We start from the raw sequence: 13,588 nt of genomic DNA on the forward strand, positions 1-13,588 counted from the left end.
GAGCCCACAGGGATGTGTTCACGGCGAGTCTCAGCCGTATCTGCACATAAGGTCGTGCATTCACATCTAACCCATAGGGATATGGGAAATGTCGTTCTGATGTCGGGAACATCATCGACCATGTGATCACGATATTCGGACTTCCTGTCCAGCACCACCGCAGGTCATTGAAACCACAGATGCATAAAAAAGGAGGCAATTGGCCTCCTTTTAATACTTCAACAAAGGGTATCTAGTTTGTTCCCTGTGCCGGCTCTACTTCTACTTCAGGGCTTGGTTGCCACCACCACCGGTAGAATCGACGAGAGGTGCGTTTGATATCATCAAGGATGATGTAAAGTAAAGGCACCAAAATGAGCGTTACCACGGTGGAGAATAAAATACCGAATGCCAGAGAAGCTGCCATTGGGATAACGATTTGAGCCTGCAGACTCTTCTCTAACAAAATAGGCACTAAGCCTACAAATGTAGTGAGTGAGGTTAGGATAATCGCTCTGAATCGATAACAACCAGAATCAACAGCAGATTGCACTATCGAATGGCCCTCAGCGCGAGCACGGTTGACGAAATCGACCAAGATCAATGAATCGTTCACGACGACACCCGCAAGGGCAACAATGCCACACAGGCTCAAAATGCTCATGTTGAGACCCAAGACAAGGTGGCCAAATAGCGCGCCAATCATACCAAAAGGGATCACCGACATGATGATGAGTGGCTGGCTATAGGATTTTAATGGAATTGCCATTAGCGCGTAGATAGTAAATAGGGCAAAGAAGAACCCTTGCATTAGGCTCACTAACGCGCTTTGTTCATCTGCACTGCCGCCATCCAGTACTGTCGAGATATTGGGATATTTTTCTGCCAACATGGGTAAGAAATCCTCTTGGATCTCTGCTACAACCTTGGAGGGCTCCACTTTGTTGGAATCCGCATTGGCGGTAACGGTTATCGCACGCCTGCTATCCACTCGGGTGATGGAAGAGTATGAATCACCTAGCTCAATTTGTGCCACCGTTGCAAAAGGTACGGCGGCACCTGTGGGCGTACGGATCAGCATATTCTCCAGATGGCCCATAGTGCGGCGTTGCTCAAGTGGGTAGCGAACCATCACCTTAACTTCTTCTTTATTACGTAAGATCCGTTGTGCTTCATAGCCGTAGAAGCCATACCGCACTTGTCGAGCCAGATCTGACAGCGTCAGTCCGAGCGCTTCAGCTTCTGGTTTGATCTTCAGCTTGATCTCTTGACTACCAGAGGAGAAGTTATCGGCAATGTCGTAAACACCTTCGTAGCTTCTGAGCTTTTGCTTAAGCTCGGCAGAGGCGAGTGACAGTTGCTCAAGGTTACTTGAGGTCAGTCTAAACGAGATATCACCACCGGTGTCATTAGTACTGGCATTAATATTAAGCTTCTTGACGGCAAGCAGTTCAGGCAGCTGTTCACGCCAAGCGGTAGCGATAGTTTCGCCATCGACTGTACGCTCTTCACCCTTGGTTAACTCGGCAAAAATAAATGCAGAGGTACGAGAGCTCATATTGATAAAGCTGTGCTTTACCACGGGGTAGCCTAGTACGCCTTCCATGTCATCGTTCATGCGGTAGAGTGCTTCCTCTACTTCTTGAACCACTTGCAGGGTATTTTCTTCTGAACTGCCTTCATCCATTTGCAGCTGAACTTGGATAAAGTCTGATGGAATATCGGGGAAGAATACCCAGCGGACCTGTCCACTTTGAACCAGTGCGATAGACAGGATTAGCACCCCAATAAAGATGGCAACCGTGTTATATCTATGCACAATGCAGCGCTGTAAAAATGCGCGGTAATTGTTATGAATAAAGTACTGCACCTTGTCGTTTAAAGCGGCTTTGAAGCGGCCCAACCTACCCAGTTGTGCCCGTGGCTTGGGTGGTTTCATATGTGCTAAATGGGCAGGCAAAATGAGTTTAGACTCCACTAGCGAGAATGCTAAGCAGAGAACGACCACCATGCCGATAGACTTCCAAATAATCCCCTGAGGACCCGACACCATCAACATCGGCATAAAGGCGGCTATGGTAGTCAGTACCCCAAAAGTTGCTGGCATGGCGACCTTGTTGGCACCTCTGACAACATTGTCTAGTGAGTGACCATGGCGCTCGATTTCACTGTAGACACTTTCGCCAATGACAATGGCGTCGTCCACCACTATCCCTAGCACCAGAATAAATGCAAATAACGTTAACAAGTTAATCGACATCGAAAATGGCTCCAATGGCATGACTAACATGGCTCCCAAGAAACAAACGGGTAGACCAACCATGACCCAGAATGCCAGCTTGATCTCTAAAAACAGCGCTAGGATGACAAACACTAACAAGGCACCATAAAACATGTTTGACAACATCATGTTCAAACGGCCTTTAAGGTAGTGAGTTAAGTCGCCCCAAGTATCGAGTTTAGCGCCGGTCGGCAAAAATTCGCGCTTCTGCTCTATGTACTCTTTGACCTGCTCAGAGATATCTAACGCGTTTTGATCATCCACACTCAAAATTTCAATGATGGCCGCTGGATGGCCATTGAAACGAGTATATTCAAGTCGCTCTTCAAAACCATCATTGATGGTTGCCACTTGTGGCAGCATCACACGGCTACCGTCGGGGCGGCTAATGACCACGATTTGTGAGAAGTCCTCACCGGTATACGCTTGGCCTTTTGTCCGTAATAAAATATCGCCATTTTTGGCGCGAATTGAGCCGCCTGGCAGATCGATTGACGAGTTCTGTACCGCTTGTGCGACTTGAGAGAAGGTCAGTCCATACTCTCGCAGCTTGTCTTCCGATAACTCAATCGCTATTTCGTAGTCACGCACACCGGTGACTTGTGCACGTGTGACGGCTGGCAGTGCAGCGACTTCGTCACGAATGGTCTTGGCAAGTTCTTTCATCTCTACAAGAGACTGGTCGCCATAGACTGAGATCCAAATGACATTATTTTCCGGTTTTATGCGGGTAATATTGGGTTTTTCAATGTTGACAGGAAAGGTCGAGATAGCGTCAATTCGTAGCTTGGCTTCGTCGAGAATATCTTGAGGATCATAGCTATCCTCCACTTCAATCGTCACCGAACCAACGCCTTCGCTGGCCACTGAAGTCACTTTCTTTATGCCATTAATATCTTGGATCGCTTCTTCGATCTTGATATTAATTCCTTCCTCAATTTCCTGTGGTGCAGCGCCTGGGTAAGCGACGGAGATGTTGAGGTAGTTAAGCTCAAAGGTAGGGAAAATCTCTTTGTTAATAATCACGGTGCTAAACAGACCGCCAATCAACAAGATCCACATCAATAGATTGGCAGCGACATTGTTTTTAGCGAACCAAGCAATAATACCTTTTTCAACAGCCATTATTGTTCACCTGTGCTAGCGAGTTGTTCTTGCGCTGAAGATTCATCAGCACGGTCTTTATTCGAGCTGTTCTCTTCGCCTAGAACTTTGACTAATTCACCATTCTCAACATTGCTAAGGTTGGTCACCGAAATGCGCTCACCGCTTGCTAAGCTATCTTTGATGTAGACATTTTCTAGATCGGTGCGCACCACATTAACCTCTCTAATCTCAACGCTGTTATCTTCAGTAATTAGGGTAACTTTGCCATGGCGTACAAGGTGACGTGGTAGTTTTACAATGCCCTCAACAGTGCGGCCTTTAATGACTGCGGTGACAAAACTGCCGTATTTAAGCGGCAGTTGACCGGCAACCTTAGTGTTTCGAAGGTAAGGGTCTTTGACTTCAGCAACCAAGTAAACCATGCGATTCTCTGCGTCGATCACGCCTTCGCTACGGATGATTTTACCGGTCCAAGTGACAAGCTTACCGGCGAGATCGGCACTTAAGGTGACCTCGGTATCAGGATTGTCAACCGATTCTAAATAGGCTAAATCACTGTTTGACAGCGGTAAGCGGATCTCAGCAACTCGAGTGTCGTAGAGTTCGCCTAAGTTTGTGCCTAAGGTAACATATTGGCCAAGATCAACATTTCTCGCCTTGATGATGCCATCAAAAGGAGCGCGAATAACGGTGCGCTCAAGATTTCGTTCGGCTCTGGCAAGTGCAGCTTGTTGAAACTTAACATTGGCTTGCTCCTGCTTTAACTGCGGTAGCCGCAGTCCCAACTCAGGTGGAATGCCGCCGTCGTATCCTTGCCAGTCATTTTTAGCCACCTCGCCTTTAGCTCGCTCCTCTTCAAGGGCGGCTTTAGCCTGGGCTAATGAAGCTTGTGCCTGCATCAGGTCGGCTTCGTAGTCAGAAGGCTCAATCACCGCCAGTTGTTCGCCTTTTTTAACCACGCCCCCAGCGACAAATTTATTGGAGATGTTTAGCATTCTCCCTTGAACTTCGGTGACCAATTGGGTTTTATATTTGGGGCTAACAATGCCGTAAGAGGGTAGGTTTAGCGATACCGTTTGTTGTTGAACTTCCATCACATCAACAATGGGGATCGGCGCTTCATCCGCTTTTTGTTCAGGTGCCTCTTTGGTGCTGATAAGTACTTGCGCAGCCACAACAAAGAAAATGAGAATAAAGAGTGGGGAAGCTCTTCTAAGTATTTTTTTTATCATTATGATTTTTGCTCTTCCATGTAATACGTTACCTAAGGGGTAAATTACCAGACTAAGCGCTCACACGATATTGTTTTTTGTAGATAAAATGTTTCATTTTGTGGTGTTGAGGTAAACAAGTGTCAGTTTCTAAGCTGAGTTTGTTTTGCTGAAATTTTTAACGAGGTGAAATTGCCGTTTATAGGTGGGATTTTATAGGGCCAGAAACAGAAAAGGACCACCTGAGGTGATCCTTTTAAAAGAGAGAGTAAGCGAGATTTACTTCTTTTTCTTCTTCTTGTTTTTCTTGCTATAAGTCTTGCCTGTATCAACTACTTTCTTCTTCCCTGGAGGCTTAGCCTCTTTGTTTTTAGGGCGAAGATCTTTCACAAAACGGCGTTTTAATGGCTGATCGATATAGCGTTCAATCTTGCCGACAACACGAACATCATGGGCTTCAACGAGTGATATCGCGGTGCCTTTTGCGCCCGCACGGCCAGTACGTCCGATACGGTGAACATAGGTGTCTGCTGAACGTGGCATGTCAAAGTTAATCACATGGGTGATGTCATCGACATCAATACCACGAGCGGCTACATCGGTGGCGAGTAGCACATTAACTTCACCTTTAGTGAAACGTCCTAAGGCTTGGAAGCGTGCTTTTTGCTCCATATCACCGCGCATAAAGCTGCAAGTGATCCCCTGTTTTTGTAATAAGCCATCAAGGCTTGCTACCGCTTCACGTGTTTTGACGAACACGATAGTGCGCTGCACCTCTTCTTGTTTCAAGATCGCGCACAACAGGGCAAATTTATGCTCTTTATTGTCGGCGATATGAACCCATTGGTGGATCTTGGCTTTTTCGCTACGTGGCGCTTCAGCTTCAACCTTGGCAGGGTTGTTTAATAACTGGTGCGAGAAACGACCTACATCACTGCCTTCAAGCGTTGCTGAGAACAACATGGTTTGTTTACGGCCAACAGATTCGATCGCTAGCGTTTCAACAGCGGCAGAGAAGCCCATATCAAGCATGCGATCGGCTTCATCAATAATGAGAACTTCCACCTCTTCGGCACTGAATAACCCTTTATCAAGGTATTCCATCAAGCGGCCTGGCGTGGCGACCAAAATGTCGACATTGCCTTTTAATGCTTCTTCCTGAGCCGCGTAGGGAACGCCGCCGGTAATGATGCAGGTATTGAAGTTTAAGCCAGTGCCTAAATGAGATGCATAGCGATGGATTTGACTGGCAAGCTCTCGCGTTGGCGTCAGAATTAATACCCGAGCTTGGCCGCCGAATCGACGCGGGAAATCGAGAAGGTGTTGCATCGCAGGCAGTAGGAAGCTTGCTGTTTTCCCTGTTCCTGTTGGCGCACGAGCAAGAATATCTCTTTGCTCCATGGCAACTGGAATTGTTTGTTGTTGTATCGTAGTGGGCTTGTTGTGGCCCATTGCTTTTAGTGACTCTAACAAACGAGGGTCAAGCTGGAGATCTTCAAATAGCATGCGTTGGCATCTCAATAAATAATAGCCGAACATTATAAAGGTTTCGCGGGCGACTTGAAACGATTAGATCGCCGATCGCTACAGCTTTAAATAAAAACTTTTTGTTAACTGCGCCAACTTATCGGTGTACTGACCATCTGTCTGGCGGATCGCTAAGGTTGAGACTGAATCAAGCTTCTGATCCAATAGCGTATTTGTGTCGTCTGTTTTGTTAAGCAATAACAATTGTCTATTGGGGCTTTTGCCTTCAACGCTCGAGACTGCCACTGCGTGCTCGCAGGCTAATGAGTGTTGATCGAGTTGACTAAGCAATTGAGCCGCTGCAGTGGTTGGCAATATAAGGCTCGCTTTACCTGCTGGACAGAGCAAATAGCTGATAGCCCTTAACAGCTCATCAAAACTTAAACTGTCGCAATGGCGCGCTGTCGCTCTCAATGAACTGCTCGACTGTGGACCATTATCAAAATAGGGAGGGTTACAGATAATATGATCAAAGCTCTGTTTTACGGCGGTGATGCAATACTGCTGAATTGAGCTGGTTAGCAGGGTCAAACTTGCTGACCAGGGGCTTTGATTGAAGTTGTACTGGCAATCGAGTGCCGCGCTTTGATCCAGCTCGATAGCGGTTATTTGGGCTTGGCTGCGCTGCGCGGCCATTAAACTCAGCAAGCCGCTCCCTGCGCCGATATCGAGTATGGTTTTGGCATTCGTTAACGGTGCCCATGCGCCCAGTAAAACAGCGTCGGTGCTAACGGGCATGCCGCAACGGCTGTCGTCGATATGAAATTGTTTAAAGCTAAATGGCATGAAATTTACACAATGCGGGTCAGTGGCATAATTGTACGCTAAATCATCTCAGTCAGTAATAAGCACGCTCCAGATAAGGTACTCCTGTTTTTTGCAAATGATGAAGGTAAGTGTTTACTCGCTTTTAAGTGCTTGCTAGGTGGGCCCCTAGATGTTTCTTGCTTAGCAGACAAACGGGTTGAATGTAAGTGATGAAGAATAAGTGTTAATCAGTTGTTGCTATTCGTATCGAGAGTGGCGTTTATTCGGTGTCGATTCTTGTTAAATCGTTGCGAGTCTGATAATAGTATGCCCCTCTTAGCTAGGGTAAAGCCTAGTTTTAGGGACGGTAAACCAGTTTTATAGCAATTTCAGTGTTCGCTTTATTCGCTGCTGTTCATAAACTCGCCAAACTTCGGTCGTATTTACCACTGGGTTGTGTAAACCAAATATTACACATTAATAGCTGCCATCCTAAAGTGGTGCCGTAAAGGCGTGATGGCATGAAATTGTTAACAACAAAAAATCAAGATGGGGCATAAAGTGCAAAATAATCAATTGAGTATTGCAGATACGTTAGGGTTAGGTTTCATGACCTTTGCGTTCTTCTTAGGGGCGGGTAACCTTATTTTCCCTCCGTTAGCTGGATTTTTGGCTGGCGAAAATATGACGTTAGCCATGTTAGGCTTTCTGGTGACAGCTGTAGGTCTGCCTCTAATCACGCTGATAGCCGTTGCCAAAGCAAACGGTAAAATTATGGACTTGTTGCCTCCCATCGCAGCAACCATGCTAGCAGTAGCTATTTTTATCATTATTGGTCCTGCTTTTGCGGCACCAAGAACAGGTTTAGTTGCTTTTGAAGTTGGTTTTAAACCTTTCTTAGAAAATGCGGAAGCGACCTTTATGATCGCCGGCATTACGCTAAATGTAGCGCAACTTATTTATACCTTGGTATTTTTCAGTATCGCCATGGTATTTGCACTTTACCCTGGCAAGCTGCTTGATAACGTTGGTAAGGTGTTAACCCCAATCCTGTTATTGTTGCTTGTCGGCTTAGCCGCTTCGGTTATGATTCTGCCTGGAAGCCCTGTTGCAGCGGCTGTTGGAGACTACCAGACTCACCCGTTAACTAAGGGAGTTTTGGAAGGTTACAACACTATGGATACCTTAGCATCGCTGATCTTTGGTATTTTAATTATCGATATTTTGCGTAAAAAAGGTGTCACAGATGCTAAAGCACAGACCGGCTATCTAATTAAGGCCGCACTCATTGCCGCGAGTGGCTTAGCATTCGTTTATATCGCCTTATTCTATTTAGGTGCTACTGCCGGTGACTTAGCGACAGGTGCTGAAAATGGCGGCGTGATTTTAACTAATTATGTGACTCATGAGTTTGGCACAACAGGCTTAGTGCTATTGGCTACGGTAGTGACACTGGCTTGTATAACCACCGCAGTAGGACTTATTAGCGCCTGTAGCGAGTTTTTTAACGAGCTGTTGCCTAAGATCTCTTATCGCCGTTTTGTGGTTATCTTGAGCGTTATTTGCGCGACAATCGCTAACGTCGGTCTGGCGCAGCTGATTAGCATTAGTATCCCTGTGCTAATGACAGTTTACCCAGTCGCGATTGCGTTAGTGGCAGTCACCTTCTTAACAGAGCGTTTCTCTAAGCCTGAAGCCGCTCACCGAATCGTGCTTAGCGTTGCCCTTTTCTTCGGTATTATTGATGGCCTAAAAGCGGCTGGCGTAGATGTTAGTGTGTTTAACTTTATGCCATTGCACGCTGAAGGTATGGCTTGGTTATTACCCGTTGCAATAACAATACTGGCTTGCTTGATGATGAAGAAAGAGCAAGCGGCAGTTGCGTTAAGTTAAATCAATAGCAGTTGTATGGATGCGTGAGATGGTATCTACACGCTTGATACCCTAAGATAACGGCGGTGGATCATTGATCCACCGCCGTTTTTATATCTGATTTAAGGAAGTGATTTTAGGTGCCAGCAGACTACAAGCCCGATCCCGCAATCGATCTTTTTCTAGATCACTTATGGTCAACCAAAGGCTTAAGTGACAATACCTTGAATGCTTACCGTACCGATCTACGTCACTTTGACCGCCATGTTCAGCTTAAAGCTAGCGAGCTTATTAGTAGCGATCAGCTGGATATTCGTGACTACTTAGCGGTTCGTTTCGATAAAGGTTTTGCCAAAAGTAGCAGTGCTCGGATGATGAGTAGTTTGCGACAATTTTACGGCTACTTAGTGGTAAAAAAACAGATTCATGCCGACCCAACCGCATTGCTAGACTCACCTAAACTGTCGCGAAAACTCCCCGACTCCCTGAGTGAAGATGATATCGACCGCTTATTGTCAGAACCGAATGCAGAGGATCCGCTAGAGTGCCGTGACAAAGCGATGCTTGAGCTGTTGTACGCCACCGGGCTGCGCGTGTCTGAGCTGGTTGGGCTCACCATGGAGCAGATTAGCCTGCGCCAAGGGTTGGTGCGTATTGTGGGGAAAGGCGGTAAAGAGCGTTTAGTGCCCTTGGGCGAACTGGCGGTAACTGAAGTGGAAAACTACCTAAAGTACGCCAGAGTCGAACTGCTTAAAGGTAAGCAAAGTGATGTGTTGTTCCCATCGAAGAGGGCGCAACAGATGACGCGGCAAACCTTTTGGCATCGAATTAAGCTTTATGCATTAAGGGCCAACATCTCCACGGCCCTCTCGCCGCATACCCTAAGGCATGCCTTTGCCACCCACTTACTCAATCATGGTGCCGATCTTCGAGTGGTACAGTTACTCTTGGGTCATAGTGATCTATCAACCACCCAGATTTATACCCACGTAGCGACGGCTCGTTTAGCTAGCCTTCATCGCGAACATCACCCTAGAGGGTAGTAGCAATATTAATACTTGAGAATGAGCAATATTAATACTCGAGAATGAGGATTAGGTCGCAATGATGAAACTTTCTGACTCGGAGATTTGCCCATAATTTGATAAGTTTCACGTCTGTATGATTTCGTTACAGCAAAAAGTTTGCTTTCATTTGCATGAGACTGTAACTTTTCAGCTCCAGACTAGGTCTAATCGTTATACCCTTAAATTGATTGTTACGTAGAATAGGATATCCAATGAAGTTCACCCGAGCATTTTCTTTGATCATTGCAATGGTTATTGCGCCAGCAGCCCTTGCCGGGTCTAACACCCAAAATGATGATACCGCAGCGTTAGAAAAGAAGCTGTCAGAAGCATTAAGTGTTGATGTTATGTCAATAAAAGAATCACCCATTGCTGGGTTATATGAAGCGTTAACCAATCGCGGTGTGCTTTATATCAGTAAAGATGGCACCAAGATGTTCCACGGTACGCTTTACGATTTGGATAAAGGCATGAAAAACCTCACCGAAGCTGCAATGGCCGGTCCTCGTATCGACATGATGAAGCCTCTCGAAGAGAACATGCTGGTCTACAAAGCCAAAAATGAAAAGCACGTTGTGACCGTATTTACCGATGTAAGCTGTGGCTATTGCCGTAAGCTGCATAATCAAATGGATGAATATAATGATCTCGGTATCACTATTCGATACTTAGCATTCCCCCGTGCAGGTGTGCCATCAGCTAACGCCGATGAGATGGAAGCCGTTTGGTGTGCTGCAGATCCGCTAAAAGCGATGGGTGATGCTAAATCAGGTAAGCGTATTAAAAGCGCAAAATGTGATGCGAAAATTGCTGAGCAATATAATCTGGGTCAAACATTTGGTATCAATGGAACCCCAGCGATTGTCCTTAAAGATGGCAGCCTAATTCCTGGCTACCAGCCACCTAAAGATCTGTTAAGAACGTTGGAAGCTGCGCAGTAATCATGTGGCAGCAGCACTAAGCAGTGTAGTACGGAAAAAGGTGAGCTTAAGCTCACCTTTTTTGTGTTCATTTGAAAGCCTTCTTTAGCAGTCTTTGTTATGCTAGCAGTGCCATTTTATTGAGGTAGTTAACCCTGTGATCCATAAGATTATTCGCCGCGCAGAAGTAGACGATAGCCACTTGCCCGATTCGTTTTCACCGTTATTAAAGCAGATTTATGCCAGCCGAGGTGTGAGTGCTAACGAGTGTGAGCTTAGTTTAGCTAAGCTACTCAGGCCTAATACGATGTTGGGAATAGAGCAAGCTGCAGAGCTGGTTGCCGACGCCATAGCAGCACAGAAGTCGATCCTTATTATGGGCGACTTTGATGCTGATGGTGCTACCTCTACCTGTGTCTGTATGCTGGCGCTTAAAATGATGGGCGCCAAAAATATCGACTACCTAATCCCGAATCGATTTGATTATGGCTATGGTTTAAGTCCTGAAATTGTTGCGGTTGCAGCGCAGAAAAAGGCGGAAATGATCATTACCGTTGATAACGGTATCTCCTCAATTGAGGGCGTAAAAGCCGCGAAAGCCTTGGGGATGACAGTGGTGATCACCGACCATCATCTACCCGGTCACTCTTTGCCTGAAGCCGATGCCATCGTCAATCCAAACCAAGAGGGTTGCCAGTTCGCCAGTAAATCAATCGCTGGGGTAGGTGTGGCGTTTTACTTGATGTCAGCACTTAGGGCTGAACTGAGAAAGCGAGACTGGTACCAGCAGCAAGGTATTAACGAGCCTAACCTTGGCCATCTATTGGATATCGTTGCCTTGGGCACGGTTGCCGATGTTGTCTCTCTGGATGTTAATAATCGAATTTTGGTTGAAGCTGGATTGCAGCGAGTCAAAGCGGGTCGTTGCCGCGTTGGGATCACCGCGCTATTAGAAGTGGCTAAACGTACGCCATCACGTATTGTTGCATCTGATTTTGGTTTTGCGGTTGGCCCTCGATTGAATGCTGCAGGTCGCCTGGATGAAATGGCTCTGGGGGTCGAAACACTATTGTGTGAAGACATCATGCAGGCAAGGAGAATGGCATCTGAACTCGATGGCCTCAATGCAGAGCGGCGGGATCTCGAAACTGGAATGCAGCAAGAAGCGCTGAAGAGTCTTGAAAGCGTTGAGCTTAATGAGCGCGAACTGCCTTGGGGCATTGCACTGTTTCAAGCGGATTGGCATCAGGGCGTTATTGGGATCTTAGCCTCACGGATTAAAGATAAATATCACCGCCCAGTTATTGCCTTTGCTGATGCTGGAGAGGGGGAGATAAAAGGCTCGGCTCGTTCCATTAAAGGCCTGCATATGCGTGACCTGTTAGAGTTGATTAATAGCCGTCATCCAGGGCTCATCTTAAAGTTTGGTGGCCATGCAATGGCGGCAGGGTTATCGATTAAAGCAGGGCAATTTGCACTATTTGCGGAGGCTTATGATAAAGCGATACGTGAGGTGTTGGCGCCGGAGTTACTCACCGGAGAGCTGGTGTCCGATGGTGAGTTACTACCTGAGCAGTTTAAGTTGGAGTTAGCAACGGAGTTACGCAATGCTGGCCCTTGGGGGCAGTCATTCACCGAGCCTCTGTTCGACGGACACTTTAGAATTATTCAGCAACGTATTGTCGGCGAAAAACATCTTAAGTTAGTGTTAGAGACTGAGTGTGGCCGGGTGATGCTCGATGCGATTGCGTTTAATGTTGATTTGAAAACATGGCCTGATGCCACTATTAACCATGCTGAGATCGTCTATAAATTGGATGTAAACGAGTTTAGAGGTAATCAGACTCTGCAGCTGATGGTAGAGCAGATAGCGCCAAAGTAGTTTGGGCTGGGAAATCAGCTTTTAGTTTTTAAGGTCAAAGTCTAGATCAAAGTCGTGGCGCTTCGCCCACACCCAAGCCAAGGGGCAAAGCGCTTGCGCCCCTTGGCAATCCCTCAGCGCCCCGGCGAAATTTAAACAGCGAAATTTCCAACGGGGGAGATTTAATTCTGCAAGCTAGCCTATTTATCTTTATTCTGGCGTTAACTGATAGTGCTACTGCTTATTACCATAAAGTTGAAAACTCAAATGTTGAGAGTTTGCGCTTTCGAAACCCAGTGTAGATGCGGCCGTGGCCATCCATGACATGGATGTCATGGTCGAGCTTCCATGGACGGACTTGCAGCGTGTCACGGGCGTATCTGCACATACGCCTGCCGCAGGCAATTGGAACCAATTTTGGCTGAGTAAGCCTTTGAATTTATCTATTGATAATGAAGCTAAGGCCTTACGGCCTAAAAGGTCGTGGCGCTTCGCCCACGCCCGAGCCAAGGGGTAAAGCGCTTGTACCCCTTAGCGAACCCTCAGCGCCCCGGCGAAATTTAAACAGCAAAATTTCCAACGGGGAAGATTTGATTCTGCAAGCTAGCCTATTTATCTTTATTCTGGCGTTAACTGATAGTGCCACTGCTTATTACCATAAAGTTGAAAACTCAAATGTTGAGAGTTTGTGCTTTTCGAAACCAGTGTAGATGCAGCTGAGACCGTCGAAAACAGGCCAATTATGTTCCAGACATAATTTGGCATTTCCTCCATCCTTGGAGGTCAGACGTTTTCGTTGAGCCCACAGGGACCCTTTCTTTTATAAAGAGTTGCGGCGAGCCTCAGTTGCGTCTGCACATACGCCAGCCGCAGGCAATTGGAACCACTTTTGTTTGCAGCTAAAGCATTTATGCCCCAAAGAGTGCTGGCTGCTATATCAGCGATTGCTTTTTTAAAATCAAAATCACAATCAAAGTCGTGGTGCTTCGCCCACACCCGAGCCAAGGGGCAAAGCG

The 13,588-nt window shown here is 46.6% G+C and carries 9 protein-coding genes; 4 read left to right on the plus strand and 5 right to left on the minus strand.

Annotated elements, in window-relative coordinates; all coding sequences use genetic code 11:
- Window positions 1–232: 232 nt before the first annotated feature.
- The 4 genes from L2755_RS21020 to L2755_RS21035 form a co-directional block, all read right to left on the minus strand.
- The gene (locus L2755_RS21020; RefSeq protein WP_248982601.1) at window positions 233–3,385 is read right to left on the minus strand and encodes an efflux RND transporter permease subunit; all 3,153 of its coding nucleotides are present in this window, start codon (window positions 3,383–3,385) and stop codon (window positions 233–235) included.
- On the minus strand, window positions 3,385–4,599 hold the full coding sequence (locus L2755_RS21025) for an efflux RND transporter periplasmic adaptor subunit (RefSeq protein WP_248982602.1): 1,215 nt from the start codon (window positions 4,597–4,599) through the stop codon (window positions 3,385–3,387). Before L2755_RS21025 ends, L2755_RS21020 begins: the two co-directional genes overlap by 1 nt.
- Before the next feature lie 258 nt (window positions 4,600–4,857).
- Entirely contained in the window at window positions 4,858–6,084 is a 1,227-nt protein-coding gene (gene srmB / locus L2755_RS21030; RefSeq protein WP_248982603.1) for an ATP-dependent RNA helicase SrmB, read from the minus strand.
- A 78-nt stretch (window positions 6,085–6,162) separates the two neighbouring features.
- Complete coding sequence (locus tag L2755_RS21035) at window positions 6,163–6,891, minus strand: tRNA1(Val) (adenine(37)-N6)-methyltransferase (protein WP_248982604.1); 729 nt, start codon at window positions 6,889–6,891, stop codon at window positions 6,163–6,165.
- A 510-nt stretch (window positions 6,892–7,401) separates the two neighbouring features.
- Here L2755_RS21035 and brnQ point away from each other — a divergent pair.
- From brnQ to recJ, 4 genes are all read left to right on the plus strand, one after another.
- On the plus strand, window positions 7,402–8,745 hold the full coding sequence (gene brnQ, locus L2755_RS21040) for a branched-chain amino acid transport system II carrier protein (RefSeq protein ID WP_248982605.1): 1,344 nt from the start codon (window positions 7,402–7,404) through the stop codon (window positions 8,743–8,745).
- Between the two features lie 119 nt (window positions 8,746–8,864).
- Entirely contained in the window at window positions 8,865–9,767 is a 903-nt protein-coding gene (xerD, locus tag L2755_RS21045) for a site-specific tyrosine recombinase XerD (protein ID WP_248982606.1), read from the plus strand.
- Between the two features lie 236 nt (window positions 9,768–10,003).
- Window positions 10,004–10,732 (plus strand): bifunctional protein-disulfide isomerase/oxidoreductase DsbC, encoded by a 729-nt coding sequence (gene dsbC / locus L2755_RS21050; RefSeq protein ID WP_248982607.1) that lies wholly within the window; start codon window positions 10,004–10,006, stop codon window positions 10,730–10,732.
- 136 nt (window positions 10,733–10,868) lie between these two features.
- A complete protein-coding gene (gene recJ, locus L2755_RS21055) occupies window positions 10,869–12,593 on the plus strand; it encodes a single-stranded-DNA-specific exonuclease RecJ (protein WP_248982608.1) in 1,725 nt (574 codons plus the stop codon).
- Window positions 12,594–13,355: 762 nt separating this feature from the next.
- Here recJ and L2755_RS21060 read toward each other — a convergent pair.
- Window positions 13,356–13,588 (minus strand): hypothetical protein (locus L2755_RS21060; protein ID WP_248982609.1); only part of this gene is annotated, 233 nt, incomplete at its 5' end.

The organism is Shewanella abyssi, assembly GCF_023284025.1.
In the GTDB taxonomy this organism is placed as follows: domain Bacteria; phylum Pseudomonadota; class Gammaproteobacteria; order Enterobacterales; family Shewanellaceae; genus Shewanella; species Shewanella abyssi.

Bases quoted from the DNA above. Each gene is read 5' to 3' on its own strand.
- L2755_RS21020 (WP_248982601.1), bottom strand. From the start codon at position 3,385: ATGGCTGTTGAAAAAGGTATTATTGCTTGGTTCGCTAAAAACAATGTC.
- L2755_RS21025 (WP_248982602.1), bottom strand. From the start codon at position 4,599: ATGATAAAAAAAATACTTAGAAGAGCTTCCCCACTCTTTATTCTCATT.
- srmB (WP_248982603.1), bottom strand. From the start codon at position 6,084: ATGCTATTTGAAGATCTCCAGCTTGACCCTCGTTTGTTAGAGTCACTA.
- L2755_RS21035 (WP_248982604.1), bottom strand. From the start codon at position 6,891: ATGCCATTTAGCTTTAAACAATTTCATATCGACGACAGCCGTTGCGGC.
- brnQ (WP_248982605.1), top strand. From the start codon at position 7,402: ATGGGGCATAAAGTGCAAAATAATCAATTGAGTATTGCAGATACGTTA.
- dsbC (WP_248982607.1), top strand. From the start codon at position 10,004: ATGAAGTTCACCCGAGCATTTTCTTTGATCATTGCAATGGTTATTGCG.